At 55.3% G+C, this 22,933-nt stretch carries 12 protein-coding genes and 12 pseudogenes; 6 read left to right on the top strand and 18 right to left on the bottom strand.

Going from position 1 to position 22,933, the window contains the following annotated elements; all coding sequences use genetic code 11:
* Positions 1–129: 129 nt before the first annotated feature.
* Positions 130–2,390, bottom strand: a pseudogene (metE, locus tag ACTBDU_RS03780) (5-methyltetrahydropteroyltriglutamate--homocysteine S-methyltransferase).
* A gap of 102 nt (positions 2,391–2,492) precedes the next feature.
* Here metE and ACTBDU_RS03775 point away from each other — a divergent pair.
* Positions 2,493–2,967: pseudogene (locus ACTBDU_RS03775) on the top strand (LysR family transcriptional regulator); the annotation flags it as partial.
* Between the two features lie 283 nt (positions 2,968–3,250).
* Here the strand turns inward: ACTBDU_RS03775 and ACTBDU_RS03770 are convergent.
* The 10 genes and pseudogenes from ACTBDU_RS03770 to ACTBDU_RS03725 all read right to left on the bottom strand — a co-directional run.
* Positions 3,251–4,078 (bottom strand): pentapeptide repeat-containing protein, encoded by an 828-nt coding sequence (locus tag ACTBDU_RS03770; RefSeq protein ID WP_438805608.1) that lies wholly within the window; start codon positions 4,076–4,078, stop codon positions 3,251–3,253.
* A gap of 935 nt (positions 4,079–5,013) precedes the next feature.
* Entirely contained in the window at positions 5,014–5,895 is an 882-nt protein-coding gene (locus ACTBDU_RS03765) for a carboxylate/amino acid/amine transporter (RefSeq protein ID WP_438805607.1), read from the bottom strand.
* Between the two features lie 181 nt (positions 5,896–6,076).
* Positions 6,077–7,781 (bottom strand): annotated as a pseudogene (gene ggt / locus ACTBDU_RS03760) (gamma-glutamyltransferase).
* A gap of 148 nt (positions 7,782–7,929) precedes the next feature.
* On the bottom strand, positions 7,930–8,259 hold the full coding sequence (locus ACTBDU_RS03755) for a hypothetical protein (protein WP_438805606.1): 330 nt from the start codon (positions 8,257–8,259) through the stop codon (positions 7,930–7,932).
* A gap of 37 nt (positions 8,260–8,296) precedes the next feature.
* Positions 8,297–8,922: pseudogene (ugpQ, locus tag ACTBDU_RS03750) on the bottom strand (glycerophosphodiester phosphodiesterase); the annotation flags it as partial.
* Between the two features lie 417 nt (positions 8,923–9,339).
* Positions 9,340–10,091: pseudogene (gene ugpC / locus ACTBDU_RS03745) on the bottom strand (sn-glycerol-3-phosphate ABC transporter ATP-binding protein UgpC); the annotation flags it as partial.
* A 6-nt stretch (positions 10,092–10,097) separates the two neighbouring features.
* Positions 10,098–10,786, bottom strand: a pseudogene (ugpE, locus tag ACTBDU_RS03740) (sn-glycerol-3-phosphate ABC transporter permease UgpE).
* 2 nt (positions 10,787–10,788) lie between these two features.
* Positions 10,789–11,942: pseudogene (locus ACTBDU_RS03735) on the bottom strand (IS3 family transposase); the annotation flags it as partial.
* A gap of 45 nt (positions 11,943–11,987) precedes the next feature.
* A pseudogene (ugpA, locus tag ACTBDU_RS03730) lies at positions 11,988–12,716 on the bottom strand (sn-glycerol-3-phosphate ABC transporter permease UgpA); the annotation flags it as partial.
* A 3-nt stretch (positions 12,717–12,719) separates the two neighbouring features.
* Positions 12,720–13,190, bottom strand: a pseudogene (locus ACTBDU_RS03725) (extracellular solute-binding protein); the annotation flags it as partial.
* A 357-nt stretch (positions 13,191–13,547) separates the two neighbouring features.
* Here ACTBDU_RS03725 and ACTBDU_RS03720 point away from each other — a divergent pair.
* Positions 13,548–13,772: an acetyl-CoA sensor PanZ family protein gene (locus ACTBDU_RS03720; RefSeq protein WP_438805605.1), complete on the top strand. Its 225-nt coding sequence runs from the start codon at positions 13,548–13,550 to the stop codon at positions 13,770–13,772.
* 177 nt (positions 13,773–13,949) lie between these two features.
* Here ACTBDU_RS03720 and rpoH read toward each other — a convergent pair whose 3' ends face one another.
* The 4 genes and pseudogenes from rpoH to ftsY form a co-directional block, all read right to left on the bottom strand.
* Positions 13,950–14,807 (bottom strand): RNA polymerase sigma factor RpoH, encoded by an 858-nt coding sequence (gene rpoH, locus ACTBDU_RS03715; protein WP_438805604.1) that lies wholly within the window; start codon positions 14,805–14,807, stop codon positions 13,950–13,952.
* Positions 14,808–14,965: 158 nt separating this feature from the next.
* Positions 14,966–15,989, bottom strand: a pseudogene (gene ftsX, locus ACTBDU_RS03710) (permease-like cell division protein FtsX).
* Positions 15,979–16,542 (bottom strand): ATP-binding cassette domain-containing protein, encoded by a 564-nt coding sequence (locus tag ACTBDU_RS03705; RefSeq protein WP_438805632.1) that lies wholly within the window; start codon positions 16,540–16,542, stop codon positions 15,979–15,981. Before ACTBDU_RS03705 ends, ftsX begins: the two are co-directional and overlap by 11 nt.
* Before the next feature lie 92 nt (positions 16,543–16,634).
* The gene (ftsY, locus tag ACTBDU_RS03700; RefSeq protein ID WP_438805603.1) at positions 16,635–18,290 is read right to left on the bottom strand and encodes a signal recognition particle-docking protein FtsY; all 1,656 of its coding nucleotides are present in this window, start codon (positions 18,288–18,290) and stop codon (positions 16,635–16,637) included.
* A 228-nt stretch (positions 18,291–18,518) separates the two neighbouring features.
* On the opposite strand from ftsY, the gene rsmD reads away from it, so the two are divergent.
* Positions 18,519–19,127, top strand: a complete 609-nt coding sequence (rsmD, locus tag ACTBDU_RS03695; protein WP_438805602.1) for a 16S rRNA (guanine(966)-N(2))-methyltransferase — start codon at positions 18,519–18,521, stop codon at positions 19,125–19,127.
* Positions 19,114–19,448: pseudogene (locus tag ACTBDU_RS03690) on the top strand (DUF1145 family protein). The gene rsmD and the pseudogene ACTBDU_RS03690 overlap by 14 nt, the downstream one beginning before the upstream one ends.
* A 26-nt stretch (positions 19,449–19,474) precedes the next feature.
* On the opposite strand, the gene ACTBDU_RS03685 reads toward ACTBDU_RS03690, so the two are convergent.
* Positions 19,475–19,777 carry a DUF1820 family protein gene (locus ACTBDU_RS03685; protein WP_438805631.1) on the bottom strand — a complete coding sequence of 101 codons (303 nt, stop codon included), beginning with the start codon at positions 19,775–19,777 and terminating at the stop codon, positions 19,475–19,477.
* A gap of 234 nt (positions 19,778–20,011) precedes the next feature.
* Between ACTBDU_RS03685 and ACTBDU_RS03680 the strand changes: the two genes are divergently transcribed.
* Positions 20,012–20,638, top strand: a complete 627-nt coding sequence (locus ACTBDU_RS03680; RefSeq protein WP_438805601.1) for a lysoplasmalogenase — start codon at positions 20,012–20,014, stop codon at positions 20,636–20,638.
* A gap of 27 nt (positions 20,639–20,665) precedes the next feature.
* Here the strand turns inward: ACTBDU_RS03680 and tusA are convergent, their stop codons facing one another.
* Positions 20,666–20,920 (bottom strand): sulfurtransferase TusA, encoded by a 255-nt coding sequence (gene tusA, locus ACTBDU_RS03675; protein ID WP_438805600.1) that lies wholly within the window; start codon positions 20,918–20,920, stop codon positions 20,666–20,668.
* A gap of 195 nt (positions 20,921–21,115) precedes the next feature.
* Between tusA and ACTBDU_RS03670 the strand changes: the two genes are divergently transcribed.
* The gene (locus ACTBDU_RS03670) at positions 21,116–21,781 is read left to right on the top strand and encodes a 7-cyano-7-deazaguanine/7-aminomethyl-7-deazaguanine transporter (RefSeq protein WP_438805599.1); all 666 of its coding nucleotides are present in this window, start codon (positions 21,116–21,118) and stop codon (positions 21,779–21,781) included.
* Positions 21,782–22,513: 732 nt separating this feature from the next.
* Here the strand turns inward: ACTBDU_RS03670 and ACTBDU_RS03665 are convergent.
* Positions 22,514–22,933 (bottom strand): annotated as a pseudogene (locus tag ACTBDU_RS03665) (DDE-type integrase/transposase/recombinase); the annotation flags it as partial.

Genomic DNA, 22,933 nt, shown 5'->3' with positions numbered 1-22,933 from the left:
GAGACTTATTATTCCGTTAATTGACTGTCGTCGCAGCGTGCTGGCCGTCTCTTGCCGGACCGTTCCGTCTGGCGTTTTCACGCTGCGTCACGCTTCCCTGCGCGAGCAGCGGCGAACCGGCAGCCTCGTTTACGGCTGCTCCTCACGCAATTTTCTGGCGGCGGTGATTATATTGGCTAGAGATTGACGGGTTTCCGGCCAGGCGCGGGTTTTAAGTCCGCAGTCCGGGTTTACCCACAAATGTCCCGCCGGAATACACGGGGCTGCTTTACGCAGCAATTCAACTATCCACTCCTCGCTCGGGAGACTCGGCGAGTGAATGTCATACACGCCAGGCCCGATTTTATCGGGATAATCGAACTCCTTGAAGGTTTCCAGCAGCTCCATATCCGAACGGGAGGTTTCGATGGTGATGACATCCGCATCAAGCGCCGCGATAGAGTTTATAATATCGTTGAACTCGCAGTAACACATATAAGTGTGAACTTGGGTCTCGTCCTGCGCCACCGCCGCGTTCAACTGGAATGCTTCCACCGCCCACGTTAGATAATTCTGCCAGGCCGAATGTTTCAGCGGCAAACCCTCGCGCAGCGCCGGTTCGTCGATCTGAATAATGCCGATACCGGCCTGTTCCAAATCCGCCACTTCGTCACGCAGCGCCAGCGCGGGCTGATGAGCGATGGTTTTACGGCTCACATCTCCTCGCGGGAATGACCAGCACAGTATAGTCACCGGGCCGGCCAGCATGCCTTTCACGGGTTTAGCGGTCAGCGACTGAGCATAACACGCCCATTCGACGGTAATTGCCTCAGGCCAGCTGATATCGCCGATGATGATTGACGGCTTCCCGCAACGCGAACCGTAGCTTTGTACCCAACCGTTCTGAGCGAAGACAAACCCATCCAGATGCTCGCCGAAATACTCCACCATGTCGTTGCGCTCGGCTTCGCCGTGGACCAGAACATCCAGCCCCAGGCGCTCCTGCTCGACAATGGCCTGCTTGATGTGTTCGCTAATGCTGGTACAGTAGCGGCCGCCGTCCAGACGCCCGCGTTTGAAATCCAGACGCAGGCCGCGGATTTCCGCGGTTTGCGGGAATGAGCCAATAGTGGCGGTCGGCCAGGCGGGTAGTTTAAAGCGCGCACGTTACAGAGCGGCGCGGGCGGCGTAGGGCTGCTGGCGCTGGCTGTCGGCGGCGGTGATCTTTTCCAGATGCGCTTTGACCTTTGGGTTGTGCACCCGGCTGGAGTGACGGCGGGCGCGGATTGGCGCGCTATACTCACCCAAACAGGCCCGATTCGATTCATCCGGCGCATTCAGCGCAGCACGCAGCAGACCCAACTCGGCGCATTTTTACAGCGCGAAAGCAAACCAGCTCTTCACTTCTTCTATCCAGCCGCGTTTCGATGCTCAAATCAATGGGCCTGTGCAGCAGGGAACAAGACGATCCCAGCCAAAGCTCGCGTTTGCCCAGCAGAGGACGCAGTTGTAAACCAGCTTTGCAGATCGGCGCGCCAGACGTTACGCTCGTTGATGACGCCGGCAGATAACACCCACTCCGCCGGCAGTTGCCGGTGCAATGCTGTCAGGTCGTCGTCGCCCGCCACCAAATCCACATGCAGCCCCTGCACCGGCAGCGTGGTGATAATATCCAGTTGATGCCGGATGCTATCAAAATAGGTCGTCAGCAGCAGTTTTGTCTGGCCTTGCAGCGCTTGGTAAGCCTCGCGATAGGCTTCGCACCACGCCTGCGGTAATTCCAGTACCAATGCCGGTTCATCGATTTGAACCCAATCGACGCCGCGTTTCGCCAGCTCAGCCAAAACCTGTTTGTACCCCGGCAGCAGGGACAGGCGATCAAGCGCCTCGCCTTTGACTTTACCCAGCCACAGATAACTGACCGGTCTAAGCAGCACCGGCTTCACGCGATGGCCGAGCGCCAGCGCTTCGTCCACTTCCTTCAGCAACTGGGTCCAGCCCAGGCGGAACTGCTGTTCCAGGGTAAACTCGGGTACCATGTAGTGATAGTTGGTGTTAAACCATTTGGTCATCTCGGCGGCGGCCGGCTCACCGGCCGGCGCGCGGCCGCGGCCGATACGAAATAGCGTGTCGATATCGCTTTCGTTCGCGCCGCTGCGGTGGCGGGCCGGGACGTTATCCAGCATCAGGCTGGTGGTAAGGACATGATCATACCAAGCAAAATCACCCACCGACAGAAGGTCGACGCCCGCGTCTTTCTGCTGTTGCCAATGACGCACCCGTAGTTCGCGGCCGGTTTCAAGCAACTGTTGCTGGCTGATGTTACCGGCCCAATAACTTTCCTGCGCTTTTTTCAGTCCCCCCTGCAGACCAACGCGGGGAAAACCCAGTGTGTGACTCAGAATTGCCATTGCCCTCTCCAATTTAGACGTCCAAATGTCTACACATTTATAATCACAATGTAGTGTACTGTTCACAAGCGCAATTTATTCACTTCCAGGTGGAACACTCTTATGATCGAACTCAAAAATCTGCGAACGCTGCAGGCGTTGCGTAACAGCGGTTCGCTGGCGGCGGCCGCATCGCAGCTACACCAGACCCAATCGGTGCTGTCGCATCAGTTCAGCGATCTGGAACAGCGGCTCGGCTTTTGCCTGTTCGTGCGCAAAAACCAGCCGCTGCGTTTTACACCGCAGGATCTTGACTAGGAAACATTGCTTATATCCGGTACAGCGCAACCGCCTGGACATTGGGCGCCATTTCCTACAGCCGGCGGGCATCAATCCCATGTTGAAAACCGTGGATAACACCCTGCTGCTGATACAAATGGTATCGGCGCGCATGGGTATCGCCGCGTTGCCGCATTGGGTCGTGAAGAGCTTTGAACGTCAGGGGCTTATCGCCGCCCGAACGCTTGGGGAAGGGTTGTGGAGCCGGCTTTACGCTGCCGTACGCGACGGCGAACAACGCCAGCCGGCGACCGAGGCAAACCTCTAACTTTCTCTGGCAACTCAGCAACCGGCGACGGCGACACCGCCACGGGCGACGAACATTCCCGCAGGCAGGCGGCGGCGCCCCAAGACTCAGCTGCGTGAACCGGCTCAGCGCTTTGCCAAAAATGAGCCTTGCGTTTTACGCCAGCCAACGGTCCGTCGCCCTGGCTTGCTGAGATTGACGTTTTTCACTCACGCTGCGTGGGAACAAGCACACGTTTATTCGCGCCAGCATGATCTACAACTCGGTGACGGGGACATAGCCACCCATTGAACCACTATGGGTTCCCCCTGAGCGTGATATTATTGAAAGACGCCCCGTCGACAAAGGTCCCCTCGAACCTAGCGTTCGCCAGTTGAGCACCCTGGAGGGTGGTGTTCCTCAGGCAAGCGTTGCTGAATTTCGCGTGACTTAGGTCAGCGCAGGTAAGATCGGCATCGGCGAGATCGGCGCGGGTAAAATCGGCATGACTGAGGTTGGCACCGATGAGGTGAGCTCGCCACAGTTTGGTTTTGTAATAACCCGCGCCCGTCAGCGTCGCCTCTTCTAAACCGGCATCGGCCAGCCAGACAAACGTCCAGTTGGCCTGCGCCAGAGAAGCTCGTGTAAGAATAACATGGCGCATATCCGCCTCCTCCAGGTTTGCGCCACGCAAATCCGCCGACGACAGATGGGCATATTTAACGTCAACGCCGGCCAAATTCGCCTCGCGCAAATCGATGTGGCGTAGTGTGTAACCATTCAAATCGGCGGCGCGCAGGTCTATTTTCCCCTCTCCCGTTAGTGAATACTGGTATGCCGAGTGATGAGTTCGCTTTTGTAACAGCAACAGCGTCAGGGTACGGGTGAAAAGCGCTTTGTCTACGGTAGCAATAGTGGTGTGATTATCAGGTTCCGTGATTTTTACCTCCACCTTAACTTCACCGTTATACCAATGAGAAGGGGTATGAGAATAAGATACCTTATTAGCATCAATTGTGAATTCGAGGGTTTCTGGAATTGCGTAATCGTTGGGATCGGCTATTTTCTTCTCCAATGCGTCGGTGAACGCTTGAATAAAGTTATCGTATTGCGATGAATATGCCTTTTGTACGCTGCTTGACATGAATAAATTGAAAAAATATTCTAGTCATCCTTGCGGCGAAATATCGGATTGCCTATTTATTTCGCTGCAGTCTTCCACTGCGTGTTGGGCAAATAAAGCACAGCGCGCTGCGCTAGGATTACAAAAAGTCATTTTTTCTTTTATTATCATCAGGTGAGATTATTATTTGAGTACTTTATTCACATATTCATTCCGGCGCCGTTCAACTCAACTTGCGTCCTAGTTAGGCAGGTTTTACTAAACGGAGTAAAAGCCGGAGCGATATGACAACGCACCCTTCATTGCACGCTTTCCCACGCGCAATGTAAGATCTTTATTGGTCGCTATGATCACCAGCGATTTATATTGTTCGCTAAAGCACCCAGACCAAAGTCCCTGAGAGGGTCTTGCGCCTTACTGACTTTGCTCTCTTGCCAAATGCATATTTCCCCCAGAGATTTAACGCAGGTTTATTTCGCCAGGGTAACACCGCAACACGGGTAAAGAGAAAGTAAAATGCAGTCTTCTCCGCCCGCATGTTAATGGGGATGCCCAGGGGTGCCATTCCCCCCATTATCAGTGATGGATGAATTGTCTCTGCCACAGGATGACGACATTGACGGGTAAAAATACCAGGAGGAAACATCAACACGTCTCGCGGGGTATTTAAGGCGGCATAGCTTTACTGTTCAATGCGACATAATAGCGTCTCAGGAGGGTGATTAATGTATAACGGCATTATCGTCATCAGCATAAAGATTAAATACGCACCATAATATAATTAAATATAGTTTACGTTTTATCCGTTAAATACCTGAGTTGCCCCCTGAGATAAGCGCCTCGTCGGTAGGTAAGGCACTATAGCGCAGCTCGACCCGCGCCACCCGAGGGGGCGCCGCAGGGTAAAATGGTGAGGCATCTCGCTAAGTAGATGCGCTTGCACTACCGTTGTAGGTTCACGTTTCGCGCGTTCCCCCCCGACGCACTCCCGTCGACACGACCCAACGCCGATGTACCCAGAGTGAGGCCATAATGACCGTCCCGCCAACGATAAAGCTCGGCCAGTGCGGTTGCTCCTGCCAGATAGCCAGATTAACCAACAAACCCGCCGGCACATGGACATTATTCATGATGCCCAGCGTACCGGCGTCTACCTGGGTAGCGCCATAGTTCCACATGAAATAGCCCAGGGCAGATGCGCCAATCCCCAGCCAAATGAGCACGCCCCATTGCAGCGACGTGGTGGGCAATTTCTGCGCATTACCGAATAACCCCCAGGCGATCGCAGCCACCAAAAACGCCCCCAGGTAAAACCAGGAGAACGCTGAATGCTGCGGCATAGGCCAAACTTCCATCAAACGCTTATAGCCCACCATGCCTATAGCAAAACAGATATTTGCCGCCTGCACCAATAGCAATCCCCACAAGAAGTGCTGACTTAGGTGGTCATGACGAATAATCGCCGCGCCGGCCACCGCCAGCAGTGCGCTGCCCAAATAGCCCCAGCGCAAACGCTGACCGCGCAACACATCGTAGATGAGCGTGACATACAGCGGCGTTAGCACCGTAAACAGCAAAAATTCCTGTACGGTCAGATAAAGATAGCCCTGGTAACTGAACAAATACATGATGCCGAGCTGACAGGCACCGGTCACCATATAGGCCAACAACTGTTGTGGGGAATAGCCGCGCCAGCGGATAAACGGCAAAAAGACCAGTGCCGCCAGCCCCAGGCGCATCAACACCGAAAAGGTACTGTCGACTTGGCCTGCGAGATATTCGCCAATCAAACTAAAGGAAAAAGCCCACAGAATGGTGGTGATAATCAACAACAACACGTGGCGTCATCTCGGATAAAAGGAAAACGCCAGTGTAACCGAAAGCGGTGAGGAAGAACATGGCAATCAGGTTGACAAGTGTTTATCTATTAACCATCCGCTCCCTCTGGCCGCGGAGGAAATGCACTCAGTGGTTTTTCCCCATGTAGCCGCTTGCGCTTGCTCCCTTCCCGGGTGAAGTTCAATAGCTGGCCGTCAAATCATCTTGTGTACGTGGATCCGAAGCGCCGGCCAGCGTGCCGTCCGGCAGGGGCATAATACTCTGGGTGCTGCCCATTACCGGTTTTATCATCACGTGCTGCCCTTTTCCCCGCAGTAGGCGCAGCGTATCGGGGCTGAAACCCTTTTTTAGGCGTAGCTCGTCGGGTGTCCACTGTTGATGAAAACGCAGCGCTGCCATCGCTTCGGCGATGTTCATACCGAAATCGATCGTGTTCAGCAGGATTATAGCACCGTAGTGATGATATGAGTGCCGTCAGGACTCTCTGTCACCAGCCAGATGTTACCGTCTTTGACGACCAGAGTCGGCGACATGGATGAAAGGGGACGTTTGCGCGGCGCAATGGCGTTAGCATCCCCGCCGACCAGGTCAAAGATATTGGGTGTGCCGAGTTTGGCGGAAAAATCATCCATTTCATTGTTGAGCAAGATACCGCTGTCGCCGGCCATAATACCGCTACCAAAGTAGGTGTTAAGCATATAGGTCACCGCTACCGCGAAACCGTTCTTATCGACGACCGAGTAGTGGGTAGTTTGATCGCTTTCATAGGGCTGTAACTGCCCCGGTCGTATGGAGGAGGACGGGCGGGCGGGCGTGATTCACGTCGATACGCTGCGCTAGCGATTTGGCATAAGCTTTGCTAGTCAGGGCCTCCACGGGGACCGAGACAAAATCCGGATCGCCCAGATAGCGCGACCGGTCAGCATAAGCATACTTCATCGCTTCTGACATGACCTGTAACGCGTTGGCGCTATCGGCTCCCATATTTTGCCAAATCAAAGTTCTCCAAAATATTTAGGATCTGGATGATGGAAATGCCGCCAGCGGACGGCGGCGGCATGGAATAAATCTGGTATCCATGATAGCTGCCGACCACCGGCCGGCGCTCCACTGCCCAATAATCGGCCAGATCCTGGCGGTTAATCAGACCGCTGCGCCTGCGCATTTTTGCGCTAATCCCGCCGGCGATTTCGCCGTGATAAAATGCGCGCGGCCCCTGTCGGGCGATAAACGCCAGACTATAAGCCAGCTGCGGCTGCCGCAGCGTTTCTCCCACCGCATAAGACTGCCCGTTGGCTTTAAAAAAAACGGCGCGACTGTTGGCATAATGAATGACATTTCCCCGACCATAGCGGGCCAGATCCCCCGTCAACGCCTGATTGACAATGAAACCCTTTTCCGTCAGGCAAATCGCCGGCCGCATGACATACGCCAAATCCATTGAACCGTAGCGGGCCTGACGCTGGCCCTCAGCCGTTACGGTGCCGGGCGTACCGGACACCAGCGGGCTGGTGAGGAAAAGCCGGCTATCGGCATTGCCGTCGGCGCCGATAGTCATGTTGCGCGAGGCATTTTGCGGCGCCATCTCGCGGAAATCAATCGCCGTCGTGTGGCCGGCGGGCGTGCGCAGCAACATGAAGCCGCCGCCCAGGTTACCTGCCTAAGGATAAGTGACCGCCACCGCGAACCCCACCGCCACCGGCGCATCCACTGCATTCCCGCCCTGGCGCAGTATAGCCACCCCCACCTCAGTCGCCGTTTTATCCACGCTCGCGACCATGCCATGGGGCGCAGTTACCGGGTGAAAAATACTGTTTTCAACGCCATAGGAAAGCGGTGCCGCACTCTGCGCCCCAACGGCTGGCGTGACCGCCACCCACAACATGAGCAATACGACCTGGACGTTAACGCGCAGCGAAGAAAGTAACCTCATAATGACTCATATATATAAATGATTAGACAATCATTAGTAAGTTACCAATATTGCCTCTCTTTTCCATCAATAATTAGCCGAACACCGGCATATTGCGTGTTTAAGGTGTAAAATAAGCCAATGAATCCTGGCAGGAGAGCATGATGAAAACATACCCCGTGATGCTGGGCTGGCTGCTTTCGCTTATGTTGTTGGCCGCGCCGCTGGCGCTGGCCGCGACCGCCGGTGGCTCCACCAAATCGGGCGGAGCAACAATTGCAAAATCATATGGACAATCACGCTCAACAGCGGAAATCTCAGTTTCAACAGCAACAGCAGCAACAAACCCAACAGCAGCGTCAGCAATTGCAGAAGCAGTTAGAGGCCAATCAGCAACGCACCCAACAAAACCAGCCTTAACAGCCGGGGGAGGTTTGCCGTGTGCACACACGGCGCAGAGCAACTGTGTGCGCAACGCAACGAGGGGCGAAATCAGCGTCAATCAGGTCAATGCGGTCGGTACAGAAAGCGTCGACCCCCCAGCCTAACAGTGTGCGGGCGCGATCGGGGCTGCTAACGGTCCAAGCCAAAATATGCAGTCTGCGGGCTTTAATAGCCTCAACCCGATCTTCGGTTAACGCCTCATGCTGCAGGTGTAAAGCCTGACATGACAACTGACTTGCCAGTATCTCCCAGTCGCCGTGCCACTCTTCCAGCAACAATCTGCGCGGGAGTTCCGGCGCCGCCTAAAGCGCGGCGGCCAGCGCCGTCAGGGAAAATGAGGACAATAGCGGCAGCGGCGTCATCCCCAGCCACAGCTGACGCACGGCCCGCGGCACGGCCGGTCGGATCTTCGACACCCGTGGTGGGTTTGATTTCGATGTTGATCGCAAGCCCATGTTGCCGGCAACGTTCCGCCACCGACGACAATAGCGGCAGCCACTCACCGCGAAAGGTTTCATCGAACCACTACGCCGGCCTCAACCTGCGCCAGGAGGGTAGGCCAATCTAATTGGCCGGCAATGCCGCTGCTTTGGCTGGTGCGTTCCAGCGTATCATCGTGCAACAGAAAAATTTGATTATCGGCGGACAGCTTGGCATCCACTTCAATCATCTGCTAGCCATAGCGGGCACCAGTATCGATAGCGGCAAGCATATTTTCCGGCACCAGCGAACCCCCGCCACGGTGGGCAACGATGGTCGGATAAAGCCATTCTCTGGTCATATTTTTACTCGGGTTCCATTTTGCGAGTCGCAATAACGCCATGCGTCGGCCAGACAATGCAAATACAGCGTCGCGCCGGGCGCCGGGAGATCGTCATAAGCCAGACGCACTACCATGGCACAGCCTTCCCAGTGGCCATGGGCCAGATTATCGGCACCCAGCCGCTCAAGCGTGGCCACTTCCAGGCGGCAAAGTTCTCCTGCGCGGCGTCCGGGCGCCAAAAGCGCCTGGCCATTAACGCTGCCCGCCGCCGGCGTTCGCACGTCGTCGCGCGCGCGCAGAATCTGTTCCGGGCGAATGCCGGCGGGCAGCGCCCATCGTCGCTAACACGTCCAGGCAGTAAATTCATGGCCGGCAAGCCCATAAAGCCGGCGACAAAGAGCGTTGCCGGCCGGCGGTAAATTTCCGTCGGCGTGCCGATTTGTTCTACCCGGCTCCGATTAAGCACCACCACCCGCTCGGCCAGCGTCATGGCCTCGACCTGATCGTGAGTGACATAAAGACTGGTGGTCTTTAACCGGCGGCGCAATTGCTGCAATTCCAGGCCCATTTGCGTGCGCAGCTTCGCATCCAGATTGGAGAGCAGCTCATCGAACAAAAACACGTCTGGTTCACGTACCAAGGCACGCCCCATCGTAACACGCTGCCGCTGGCCGCCGGAGAGTTCTCGCGGCTTGCGGTACAAAAGCGGCGCCAGCTCCAATATATCAGCCACCTGCTCCACCGCATATCGGATTTGCTGTTTCCCGAGACCGCGAATTTTGAGTCCATAAGCCATGTTGTCGAACACGCTCATGTGCGGATACAACGCATAATTTTGGAATACCATGGTGATCCCGCGGCCCGCAACCGGTGATGCGCTTGTCGCCGATATAAATATTGCCGGCGGTCACGCTCTCCAGCCCGGCCACTAGACGTAACAGGGTAGACTTGCCGCAGCCGGAAGGCCCGACCAGCACGATGAATTCTCCGTCCGCCACCGTCAGATCCAGCGCCGCGATAATGGTGGTTTTGCCGTTGTAGTTTTTAACAACATGTTGTAATCCTACACTTACCATAGTGCGCTATTTCTCGCTATCAACCAGGCCGCGCACAAACGCACGCTGCATAACTAAAACAATCGTCACCGGCGCAATAAGGGTCAACAGCATCGCCGCCATGACCTGATTCCACTGCGTGGTGCCGTCGCCACTGGCAATCATGCTTTGTATGCCCGCAACCGCCGTGCCCAACGAAGCGTCGTTAATAATCAGCAGCGGCCAGAGATATTGATTCCAGCCGTAAATAAAGGTAATCACAAACAGCGCCGCCAGATTGGTTTTGGACAGCGACAGCTGGATATCCCATAAAAAGCGCAGCGGGCCGGCGCCATCGATGCGCGCCGCCTCAAGCAGCTCATGAGGAACGGTCATAAAGAATTGACGGAATAAAAACGTCGCGATGGCGTCCGCCATCAGCGGCCGCGTCAAGCCGGTATAGCTGTCCAGCATATGTAAATGAGTAATCACATCGACCGTGGGAAAAATCCGCACCTTTACCGGCAGCATCAGCGTCATGAAAATCAGCCAAAACGCCAAATTACGCAGCGGAAAACGAAAATAAACGATAGCGAAGGCGCGGACAGCAGCGATACAGTAATTTTACCGACAGTGATACCCAGCGCCATAATCAGCATGTTTAACAACATGCGGCTAAAAGGTACACTCTGGCCGCTGACACCCTGCGATCATACTTGATGCGGGTTTTCCCGCAGGTGGCCACCGCGTTAGCGTTTTTCCAGTATCTATTTTCTGATTCGTTTGGTGGCAACCCACCGTTATATTTATGCGGCCTGAGTGCGCTGTAATATCCCACGATATAGTCGGTAATTTCATGATCTGCTTCGCTGAAGCTGTTGTAACCCTTTGTCGGCAACCATTCTGTCTTCAGGCTGCGGAAGAACCACTCCATCAGACTGTTATCTTAACAGTTACCCCGCCGACTCATGCCTTGTTTGATCCGGTCACGCCACAGCAACTGTCGGAACTGCCTGCTCGTATAGTGGCTACCCTGATCGCTGTGGAACATCACTCCGGCTGGTTTATCACGCGTTTCCCATGCCATTTCCAGTGCTTTGATGGTCAGTCTGCTGTCCGGGGAGAGCGACATAGCCCAGCCCACCGGTTTCCTCGCGAACAGATCAAGAACAACCGCAAGGTATGTTCAGCGTTTCCCGGTCCAGATATACGGCACATTGCCGCACCATACCTGGTTTGGCTCCGTTACAGCGAACTGGCGCTCAAGATAATTCGGGATCGCAACTGCTCCTGACCGCCACGCTTATACCTGTGCGTCAGCTGCTGACACTGACCAACCCCAGCTCTTTCATGAGCCTGCCTGCGAGCCAGTGCCCCATCCGGAAGCCTTTCTGGGTTGCCATGGTAGCGATACTTCTCGCGCCAGCGGCACCATGGCTGATACTGTGCAGTTCATGAACCTGACTGCGCAATACCGTTCGCCTGCCGTCTGGCCTGTCAGGACGACTTTTCCAGTATTTGTAACTGCTGCGATGAACACTGAACACGTGGCAGAGTGTGGCCACAGGATAATGCGCTCTGAGTTTCCTGATTAACGAGAACTGTTCAGGGAGTCTAACATCAAGAGCGCTGTAGCTTTTTTAATATTTCGTTTTCTATTTCAATGCGTTGCATCTTCTTCTTGAGCTCACGTATTTCGATTTATTCCGGGGTTATGGGAGAGGCTTTTGGTGTTTTCCCCTGTCGCTCATCACGCAGTTGTTTTAGCCATTTCCTCATCGTAGGAAGGCCGACGTCCATGGCTTTTGCTGCTTGCGCGGCGGTATAATTTTGGTCGACAACCAGTTGAGCGGATTCGCGTTTGAATTCAGGACTAAAATTTCTTCTTTTCATTGGTGCACCCATGTTGTTCTGAGGTGAGCATATCACCTCTGTTCAGGTGGCCAAATTTAGTGTGCCACTACATTCGCGGTAGATTTTGTAAATCAACGTGGTCGTGGCCTGAACCGGCCCGCCGGCGGTAGCGGCGTCAATGACCGGAAACGTATTGAAAAAGGCATAGACCAGATTCACCACCAGCAAAAAGAAGCTCACCAGCGATATCAGCGGCAACACCAGCTGGAAGAAACGCCGGCCCAGGCCGGCGCCGTCTATGGCCGCCGCCTCAACCAGAGAACGCGGGATGGATTGCAGCGCGACCAGGAAAAATAAGAAATTATAGTTAATTTGCTTCCACACCGCTATCATCACCACCAACAGCATCGCCTGATTCGCGTTGCGGCCATGATTCCATTCATAGCCGAGACCGTGAAGCCAATAGCTGATAAGTCCAAAGCCGGGACTGAACAGAAACAGCCACAGTATCGCCGCCACGGCCGGTGCGACCGCATAAGGCAAGAGCAACAGCGTTTGGTAAAACCGCTTCGCGCGCAGCACATGATTGACCAGAGCGACAAACAGCGACGCTAATAGCAGTCCACACGTCGTCACCAGTCCGCTAAACACCAGCGTGGTGCCGAAGGAGGCCAGATAACCGGGATCGGCAACTAAGTGGCGGAAATTGTCCAGACCGGCAAAGCCCCCTCAGGCCGAACGGATCAACGTCCTGTAGCGAATACCACAGCGCCTTACCGGCCGCCAAAGAAAAAAAACGCCGGTCACCGCCAGCTACTGCCAGGTTTGCGGCGACTGTTCGGGATCCCAGCCCCGCCCGTTTAAAGGCGTCCTTATTGTAATACAGCACCAGCGTAAAACTGTTGAACGGCTGGGAGATCAGATGGCCGGTTTTACTGTCGCTGTAATAGGCCCAGTACCGCCGGCACAAAGGCGGATTCATCATTATCAACGCCGGCGTCGCTAAGCACCTGATACACCGGTTTAATAGTGTGGCTGGCTATCATGGTGGCGGTACCCACCTCGTACACGCAGGATAGCCGGCGCATTGCCGGTGCGCCAGGCGGCAATGCCGGCCGCCAGTTCCTGCGGGTAACCCCCCTTGTACACCGACACGATGCAGTAATCCGGATGTGTCTGGTTAAAACAGGTGGCCAGGCTTTCCACCTCTTTTCCCAGTTCACCTTCCATGCCGTGCCAGAAAGGAATCTCTGTTACCGCCCAGGCGCTTTGACTCACGACCGACATCAGCGCGGCGCAAAGCGACGCGGTACGGACAAAGGGGATAGTCATGCCGTTCTCCTAAAACCTAATATCATTAACGGCCTGTAACATGACACGCGAAGATGACAGAAAAATAACATTGGTGCGACGGCCGCGTGCCGCCCCCTCAAGCGGCAATTTCATAACGGTGCTTATTTCAACGTCCGGATATCGCGCGGTATATGCCGGCAATTGCGTTATACTGTCGCCGACGATTTTCACCTGTCTATGGGGATAGGAATAAAGGTAATGTCATGTAAGGAACACATGAAACTGACGATTGAACGGCTGAAGGTACTAAGGCCCCAGAATAAACTTGATCTGGTAAAGATTTAGCCTGCCGTGGATATCGACGCGTTGCAACAACAACTTATCGGCTTCTTCGCGCTGTTCGCCGCGCGTTTTAACGATCGGCCGCAGGCGGCGGCGCAGGTGGAGTTAGACGCCCCCTGGGAAGAAGGGGGGCTAACGGGTCTATGCTTGCGGCCTGAGACTCGGCGGCGGGGCGTGGGCCTGTATTTAGCCAATGAAACCCGCCGCCAAATACCCGATATCGTCTCTTGTTGACTCAGCAATCAACAACCGCTGGAGGACGCGGCTCTGATGGGGAAATTTATGTCCGCCTGCGGCTTCTTATGAAGAGCCTAACGGCTGGCATCTGCGCTAGCGGCTCGCGCCTCGGTCACGCCTGCCGCTCAGGGCAACAGACGCGATGGGCTGCAGCGGCAGATTGCCGCAATGCCATCAGGCCTCGATCGCCAGACGCATTTTTTTCATGGCGTTCTTTTCAAGCTGGCGCACGCGCTCCGCGGAGACGCCGTACCGGTCGGCCAGCTCCTGCAGCGTACTTTTGTTGTCATCATCCAGCCAGCGCGCACGGATAATATCCTGGCTCCGCTCATCGAGACCTTCCAGCGCCGCACTCAGCTTGTCGGCGGCGTGATCGTCCCAGTTATCCTCTTCAATACCGTTGGTAAAGTCGGACAATTTATCCTGCAGATAGAGCATTGGCGCCATCGGCTGCCCTTCGCGGGCGACGTCTTCCGGCGTCGGATCAAACGTCATATCCTGCGCAGCCATGCGGGACTCCATTTCACGGACGTCCTTGCTGGTCACACCCAGCTCTTTGGCCACCATTTCCACTTCGTCCTGGTTAAACCAGCCCAGGCGCTGCTTGGTTTTGCGCAGATTGAAGAACAGCTTGCGCTGCGCCTTGGTGGTCGCCACTTTCACGATACGCCAGTTACTCAGCACGTATTCGTGGATTTCCGCCTTGATCCAGTGAACCGCAAACGACACCAGCCGCACACCTACTTCCGGGTTGAAACGGCGGACGGCTTTCATCAGGCCGATGTTGCCTTCTTGAATCAGGTCAGCCTGCGGCAGGCCGTAGCCGGAATAATTACGCGCAATATGAACAACAAAGCGCAGGTGAGACAGGATCAGCTGCTTGGCCGCCTCCAGATCGCCCTGATAATGCAGCCGTTCAGCCAGCGCCCGCTCTTCCTCCGCCGTAAGCATCGGATAGGCATTGGCGGCCCTGACATAGGCTTCCAGACTGCCCTGGGGAACATAGGCTAAAACTTGCATATCTTTGATCATTCATGACCTCTTGCTAGAAACTAGGGCGCCGTTCAAGAGAATGGCCTGCACCAGGACGCGGCCTCCTGCCATTGAACGGCCGATAATAAGACTGCGATCCCTTCGGTGAGTTCAGCAACCGCGGTACTTTATCCCAATCTCATTGTACCAAAAAAGTGTTAGTCAGGTGTAACCCGGCGTAAATGTTGTACCGTCGCCAGCCAGGCCGCAAGCCAGCCAATTATGGCCGAAATCAGCAGCAGGATGGCTTCATCCCAGCTGAGTCCGTGCAACACGTACGTGGTGCCAGACACCGCCGCTACATTCGCCACCACCGATTCGAGCTGCCAGTCCAGCGTGCCGGACAAGATGAGCAACAGCACCACGCCGGTCAGGCCCAACAACGCCCCACCGTTGAGAAACGGCTGCAGGATAAACCCACCGGCGGCGCCGATCAATTTCATGACGTTGATGGTGTCGCGCCGGCTGAAGATGCTCAGACGTATACTGTTGCCGATGACCAGAAATACCGCGATAACCATCAGAATGCCTATCATAGCGGATACCTTGCCGATTAGACCGGTCAGCTTCGCCAGGCGCGCGAACCAGCTATCGTTCATTCGCACCTCATTTACGTTCTGCGTTGCGGCAACCCGGTTGCAACAGCGTCTTAAGCGTGTTGGCGCTCTGGAAATTGTCTTTTGGCGCGATAATAGCCACCGCCGGCAGTTGGATTTTCCTCCAGCATATCCATGTCGCCGCCAAAGCCAGACTAATTGCGGAACCCGTCGCCCATCACTTTCTCGCGCGAAAGTAAAGATAGTTGGCCTTGGCGACGCCGCCCTCTTGTTTGAGCACGCCTATCATTTTCAGGGCCGCATCGTCATCCAGCCCTTTATCCAGATACACCGTAAGCTGCGGCGCCGGATACCACTGCTCCGCCGCCTGGCTGACGCTTCTCCATACCAGATAGCATAAACTGGGCAACGTCAATGAAATGGCAATCACCATAACGGTCAACAGCGTTGCCAGCGGCTGGCGCCACATATCCGCCAGCGTATCCAGGCAGGCATAGCGCCACTGCTGATTCCAGCCCCCGCGCAGCGCCCTGGATTTTGCCGCTTTCGCCTCCCCCGCCGTTTGCGTGCTCGGCGGTTTTGCCGGCTTGTTCGCGCGATGGGGCCGGTTAAATTTATTCGCCATGGACGCCCCCGGTCATTCTTCCCTGATTGAGCGTTAAGATACGGTAATTCCTGCGCGCTATCAGTCCGGTGTCATGCGTCGCCATCAGCACCGTCACGCCGACGCGGTTAAATTCATCAAACAGACGCAATATGCCCTCGGACAGCGCATCGTCCAGATTACCCGTCGGTTCGTCGGCCACCAGCACCGCCGGTTTATTGACCACGGCGCGGGCGATACCAATACGCTGTTGCTCCCCGCCCGATAACTGTACCAGGAAATTGCGCGCTTTATTTAGCGCCGCGGATACCCGGCGACGGATGTCTTCCAGACTGGCGCCGGCGATCACCAGCGGCATCGCGACGTTGTCATAAACGGTACGGTCCATGAGCAGATGATGATCCTGAAAGATCATCCCGATTTGACGGTGCAGAAAGGGGATTTCGCTGCTTTCAGCCGGCTGATATCGTGACCACCAAATAAAATATGCCCCGCACTTAGGCGCTCGGATGCCGCATATCAATTTCAGCAGAGTACTTTTCCCCGCCCCGGAATGGCCGGTCAGAAACGCCATCTTGGCCGGACGGAGGTGAAAATCCACCCCCGCAATGCATTTCGCCCGCCAAGATAGGCTTTGCTGACTTGTTCAAAGCGAATCATCCTTTATTAATCCTCTCGGGCAAAAAGTGCCTCTATAAAATCGTCGGCTTTAAAGGGCCGTAAATCCTCAATAGCCTCCCCGACGCCAATAAAGCGAATCGGGATGCCGAAGCGATCTGCCACGGCAAAAATCACCCCGCCCTTGGCGGTGCCGTCCAATTTGGTCAGCGCAATGCCGGTCAGTCCCACCGCATCGTTAAATAAGTTGACCTGGCTAACGGCATTCTGCCCGGTGCTGGCATCCAGGGTCAACATAACCTCATGGGGGGCCTCAACGTCCGGCTTTTTCATCACCCGGACAATTTTCTTCAATTCGTCCATCAGGTGCGCTTTATTCTGCAATCGCCCCGCGGTATCCGCGATCAGCACGTCAATACCGCGCGCTTTAGCCGCCTGGATAGCGTCGAAAATGACCGAGGCGGAATCGGCGCCAGTCTGTTGCGCTATCACCGGAATATGGTTGCGCTCGCCCCACACCTGCAATTGTTCCACCGCCGCCGCGCGGAACGTATCTCCCGCCGCCAGCATAACGCTTTTCCCTTCAGCCTGATAAAGACGCGCCAGTTTACCTATGGTAGTGGTTTTCCCCACGCCGTTAACGCCGACCATCAGGATAACGAAGGGCGCCTTGCCCGTCACCTCCAGTGGCCGCTCTACATTGGCGAGGATGGCCGCCATTTCCGCGCGCAATTGGCTATACAGCGCTTCAGCGTCCTTCAGATGGCGGCGATCTGCGTGGTCAATCAAACCATCAATTATTTTGCGGGTGGTCTCAACGCCTACGTCGGCCACCAGCAGTTGCTCTTCCAATTCCTCGAACAGATCATCATCGATTTTCTTGCCGCGGAACAATCCGATAAATCCGGATCCCAGATTCTGCCGGGTCTTGACCAGACTGTTTTTCAACCAGGCAAAGAATCCCGCGCGCTCGGGGGCCGGCGGTTCGCCGTCTGGTGTCGGGAGCGGGACGATGTCTTCCTCCGGGGCGACTTCCTCGACCAGGGTTAATTCCGCACTGGCGTCCTGACGGTTTTCCGCCGCCGCATCGACGCTATCGTCAGGGATTGCGGCGGCGTCGATTCCGGGCGCCGCGGTGACGGTGTTTTTCGCAGACGGCGCGCCGGCGTCGTGCCCGGGCGGGACCGTAGCAGAAGCGTTGCCGGTCACCGACTTGCGTTCGCTGGCGGCGACGTTGTCCTGCCGCGCCGCGACCTGCTCGGTAAGAGAAACGATTTCCGCCGCCATACGCTGCGCATCGTGCCCCCGGGCGGGCGCGGCCGGCACTGGCTCGTCAGCCGGCGGAATCCTGTTATCGGCGGGGATTTTCGCGTCCACAGGCGATGGTGACATCGATTCTGCGGGGGGAATTTCCACTTGGGCAGGGGGCGTTAACATCGGATCAGCGGCGGAAGTCTGCCCTTGCGCAGGGGGCGCCGGGGGGCGATCCACGTCCGGTCTCTCCACCTGCGCCTGGGGTATGGCTGGCTCGACAGCCTCCGCCGCCTCATCATGCGCTGCGGTGGTGGCAACTGGCGTATCGGTTTCGCCTCCGGCGTTGGAGGCGTCGGTCTCCCGTTCGGCTTGCGGCTCGCTGCCTGCGTCATCGTCCTGACGGTTAAAGCCTAACCAGGAAAAGAAACCGCGTTTTTTCTCTTTTGCCATTTGCTACTACACTCCTCACCCAACAAGGTGGCGAATAAATAACCTGTCTGATAATACTCAGAGTTTACCATTTTACCCCGGCGGGCAACATGCGTTGTGACGGGGTTTTGTTCCACAGGACAAATCAAATGCGAAATACCATTTCCCACGCCCCTCCGCCTCGCTAGAATAGACTATCGTTGACATTCGTTGTGGTCTTTGCGCGTTTTGACTCGTAACAAGATATCTATGGCAAAAAACAATACAGCCCGTTCCGCCGGCCAAATCCGTATCATCGGCGGCCGCTGGCGCGGCCGCAAGCTGCCGGTGCCAGACAGTTCGGGGGGCTTGCGGCCGACGACCGACCGCGTGCGGGAAACGCTGTTTAATTGGCTGACGCCGGTCATTCAGGGCGCGCGCTGCCTGGATTGTTTCGCCGGCAGCGGCGCTTTAGGTCTTGAGGCACTGTCGCGCGCCGCCGCCAGCGTCACGCTGTTGGAGCAGGATCGCGCGGTCAGCGCGCAGCTTGCCCGCAATCTACTGGTGTTGCAGGCGCACCAGGCGGAGGTTATCACTACCGACAGCCTGCGTTGGCTTGCGCAGCCGGGCGCCGTTTTCGATGTCGTCTTCATCGATCCCCCCTTTCGTCACGGGATGATAACCGCTACGGTGACCGCGCTGGAGCAGCACAGGTGTTTGGCAGACGACGCCTGGATTTACATTGAAACCGAAACAGAAGGCCCCGCCCCCGAGGTGCCTGCCCATTGGCAGCTACATCGGGAAAAAATTGCCGGTCAAGTCTCCTACCGGCTCTATCTCCGTCACGCCACGCCGGAGAAGCAACATGCTACTGATTAATCTGGGCCGCCTATTGATGCTGGTTGTGTGGGGCTTTTTATTATTTAACCTGATACAGCCATTTCCGAAGCCGCTGAAATATTTTCTCGATATTGGCCTGTTCTTTATGCTGGTGATGCATGCATTGCAGCTAACGCTGCTGAAAGCCACCCTGACCAAAGACGAGGTCAAGCCTGGCGCCGCTTTCAAACGCGGGTTTTCCTTTTCGGCGTATTTGAAATGGTCGCCTGGCAGAAAAAACAGCGGGCGCCTCGCCGATCGCGGCCGTTAATCGCCCGGGGAAATCCCGCCTGCGTAGTAACGGCCCGGCGGCCGGAATGAGGGTGTCAGGGCGCGCAACCGGCTTATCAGGGTTTCTTACCGGGCAGATAAGGAAACATTATAACGTTATCGCCTAAATCGGAAATGCGGGCGCTGCCCTTTTCAGTTACGACATCAATGCGAATGACGGCCTGCAGCGGGATGTAGCTGCGGTTGACGCCGCTGAACTCCGTCTTTAGCTTTTCCTCAGAGGGATCAACCACCAAATTGCTGTGATTGCTGAATACAAAATCGCCGATTTCGATAAATCCAAATAGGGCGCTTTGACTCAGCTCACGTACAAATAGCTGATAATTTTTGCCATTATTAATAAACTGAATGCGATAAATGGGCTGCTCGCTGCTCGCTGCTCATAAACCTGCTGTCTTTCGCAATAATGTGTACGCATGAATTGCGCAGGAAAAAAGTGGCGCTAACATAGCATAAAGACCGGCAACGCGCATCTGCCTCGGCCGGGATGTCAACGCCAGGGCACGCAAACGTCGTCAGCGTCCGCCTGGGACTGCCATCATCGCGGGCGTCATCGCCGATATCAACTCACCACGCATCAAAAAGGAACGCCAATGCTTTGGTCTTTTATGGCACTAGTCTTCTCGGGATGGCTTTACGTTGACGCCTCTTACCGTGGACCGGTCTGGCAGCGCTGGCTGTTTCAGCCTATAACGCTGTTGTTGCTGCTGGCGCTTGCCTGGCAGGCGCCGGACCTTACCGCCACCGGCTATTTAATCATTCTTGGCCTGCTGGCGACGCTCGCCGGCAGCGCGCTGCTGATGCTATCAAGCGAACGACTGCTTTACGCCGTCGGCGCTTTCTTTCTCTGCCATGTACTTTATACCATCGGCTTTGCCAGCCGTATGACGCTGGCGATATTCTGGCCGTTGCCGTTGACGCTTTTGGTTCTCGGCGCGGCGTTGATTATGTTGCTCTGGTCCCGACTTGATGAATTGTGCTGGCCCGTGTGCACCTATATTGGCGTTACGCTTCTGATGGTATGGGTCGCGGGCGAACAATACTTTCTGCTCGGCAACGACTATACCTTCTCGCTGTTGGCGGGAACCGCTTTGCTGCTGGTCGCGGCCGCCGTTTGGTTAATCAGTCATTACCGCTATCCGTTCAATACCGCCCGCGCGGTATTCGCCGCCTGTTACTTCGCCGGCCATTTTCTGATAGTGCGCTCGCTATATCTTTGAGCTGTTTGCCCTCGCGGGCGGTCACGATCAGGCTGCCGCCCGCCCCTTGCGCAACAGGTAACGGTAAGGCAGCTGTTCCGTGGCCTGCGCCAGTAAGGTATGCTCCATGAACCGGCAGAAGCCGGGAATATCGCGGGTAGTGGCCGGATCGTCGGCGATAATCAGTAATGTCTGACCGTCGGCCATATGGCGCACGGCTTTACGCACCATCATGACGGGTGCGGGGCAGCGCAGGCCGCGAGCGTCCAGGGTTTGATCCGTGGCGGCAAAAGCATCAGGCATACAAAATGTCCACGTTAATCGTTTAAATTGTCGAGCCGCTAGTTTACGCCGGCAAATGATAGCTGCAAGCGGGGCAGCGGTTAAATGATTCTCCCGTTGCATTGACGGCACCAAAAGTATTATACGCGCCGCGCGCAATAAAAAGGCGTCAGGCATTCTGGGTTCCCTTACCCCATGGTAAAAAAAGGTTAGATCATGTTCAGATTTTCTCCACAACAGCGGTTACAGGGCTTGATAGGGCTGGCGCTGTTTCATTTACTCATTATCACATCAAGTAATTACCTGGTGCAGCTGCCGGTATCGATTTTCGGCTTTACTACCACCTGGGGCGCATTCAGCTTTCCTTTTATTTTCCTCGCCACCGACTTGACGGTACGGATTTTCGGCGCCCCGCTGGCGCGCAGGATTATCCTCACCGTCATGGTGCCGGCGCTGCTGATATCTTATTGCGTCTCGTCGCTGTTTTATCAGGGCGAATGGCGGGGATTTGCCGCGCTGGGGACGTTCAACCTGTTCGTAGCCCGTATCGCCTGCGCCAGTTTTATGGCCTATGCCCTCGGTCAGATTCTAGATGTGCACGTTTTTAACCGCTTGCGCCAGCGCGGCCGGTGGTGGATCGCGCCGATCGTTTCCACGCTGTTTGGCAACGCCTCCGACACGGCGGCCTTTTTCTTTATCGCCTTCTATCAAAGCTCGGATCCGTTTATGGCAGCGCACTGGGTCGAGATAGCCACGGTGGATTACAGCTTCAAACTACTGATCAGCATGATTTTCTTTCTGCCGATGTATGGCGTGCTGCTCAACATGCTGCTTAAACGTTTAGCGCGCCAATCCAATCCCGGATTACTCCGGCTGAGCTAATCCCGCCTTTACGCTACACTCTGGCAATGTTCGATCGCTTGCAGATCCGTCACCGCTTCCCCGTCCCGTCCGCCGCCCGGGGCGGGGGCGTACCCGGTGGCGCGACGCCTCACAAGCTTCGCTTAAAAAAACGCAGCCGGCGGCAGGGAATGCTATGTTTTTAGTGTTAATCCCGCCGGTCAGTGCATATCAAGGCGCAGGAATAACGGGTAGACGGCGCCCCCTCGCTGCCGCCTGTGGCAGCGTTATTTGCTGATTGTGGGGTGGCAATTATTTCTGGACTCTTAAGTTAAACGATGGGTTAGCTAGAAGCCCTCCTTTAATGTAATGGCACGGCTTACAGAGATTTTACAGATTCTGGACTCGTCGCAAAAAAATGGGCAGAAAATGATTTTTTTGCACTAAATTCTGGATTCGAGTGACTGTGATTTAAGCAGATTTAAAGGTAGTTAAAACGCCTTTTGGGCATTTATTAAATATATGTGAATTAGGTTAAAAAATATTAGTAAATCATAAAAATAATGAAATGAGATAGATAATGGCCTAATCTTTATTTAGGCCGCTCCACTTTTCTTACAGTTTAAGCCTGCCACCATCTTCTACTGCACACTCTTCAGATACCGCCCCTTTTTAGCTTCGTGTAGGGCTATCAGACGTTCTTTTTCTTTTTTTGGATTGGAGTAACAGGCTATCTAAGTCCCCTTTACGTCCCGATAACGCCAATTGTAGTGGTCAATTAAAACTGGCCACCGCATTAGCGTCTTTCCAGTATCTATTTTTTGATTCGTTTGGTGGCAACCCGCCGTTATATTCATGCGGCCTGAGTGCGCTGTAATATCCCACGATATAGTCGGTAATTCCATGAACTGCTTCGCTGAAGCAGTTGTAACCCTTTGTCGGCACCCATTCTGTCTTCAGGCTGCGGAAGAAGCGCTCCATCGGACTGTTATCCCAACAGTTACCCCGCCGACTCATGCTTTGTTTGATCCGGTAACGCCACAGCAACTGTCGGAACTGCCTGCTCGTAGTGGCTACCCTGATCGCTGTGGAACATCACTCCGGCTGGTTTACCACGCGTTTCCCATGCCATTTCCAGTGCTTTGATGGTCAGTCTGCTGTCCGGGGAGAACGACATAGCCCACCCCACCGGTT

Origin of the sequence: Sodalis sp. (in: enterobacteria) (genome assembly GCF_051710625.1) — a bacterium.
Taxonomy (GTDB): domain Bacteria; phylum Pseudomonadota; class Gammaproteobacteria; order Enterobacterales; family Enterobacteriaceae; genus JBPESN01.
Note: the sequence above shows the minus strand (reverse complement) of the source record. Positions and strands in the feature narration are given on the sequence as shown.

Coding starts and splice junctions, on each gene's coding strand:
- ACTBDU_RS03670 (WP_438805599.1), top strand. CDS start 21,116: ATGTTCAGATTTTCTCCACAACAGCGGTTACAGGGCTTGATAGGGCTG.
- ACTBDU_RS03705 (WP_438805632.1), bottom strand. CDS start 16,542: ATGGCGTTTCTGACCGGCCATTCCGGGGCGGGGAAAAGTACTCTGCTG.
- ACTBDU_RS03770 (WP_438805608.1), bottom strand. CDS start 4,078: ATGTCAAGCAGCGTACAAAAGGCATATTCATCGCAATACGATAACTTT.
- rsmD (WP_438805602.1), top strand. CDS start 18,519: ATGGCAAAAAACAATACAGCCCGTTCCGCCGGCCAAATCCGTATCATC.
- rpoH (WP_438805604.1), bottom strand. CDS start 14,807: ATGATCAAAGATATGCAAGTTTTAGCCTATGTTCCCCAGGGCAGTCTG.
- tusA (WP_438805600.1), bottom strand. CDS start 20,920: ATGCCTGATGCTTTTGCCGCCACGGATCAAACCCTGGACGCTCGCGGC.
- ftsY (WP_438805603.1), bottom strand. CDS start 18,290: ATGGCAAAAGAGAAAAAACGCGGTTTCTTTTCCTGGTTAGGCTTTAAC.
- ACTBDU_RS03680 (WP_438805601.1), top strand. CDS start 20,012: ATGCTTTGGTCTTTTATGGCACTAGTCTTCTCGGGATGGCTTTACGTT.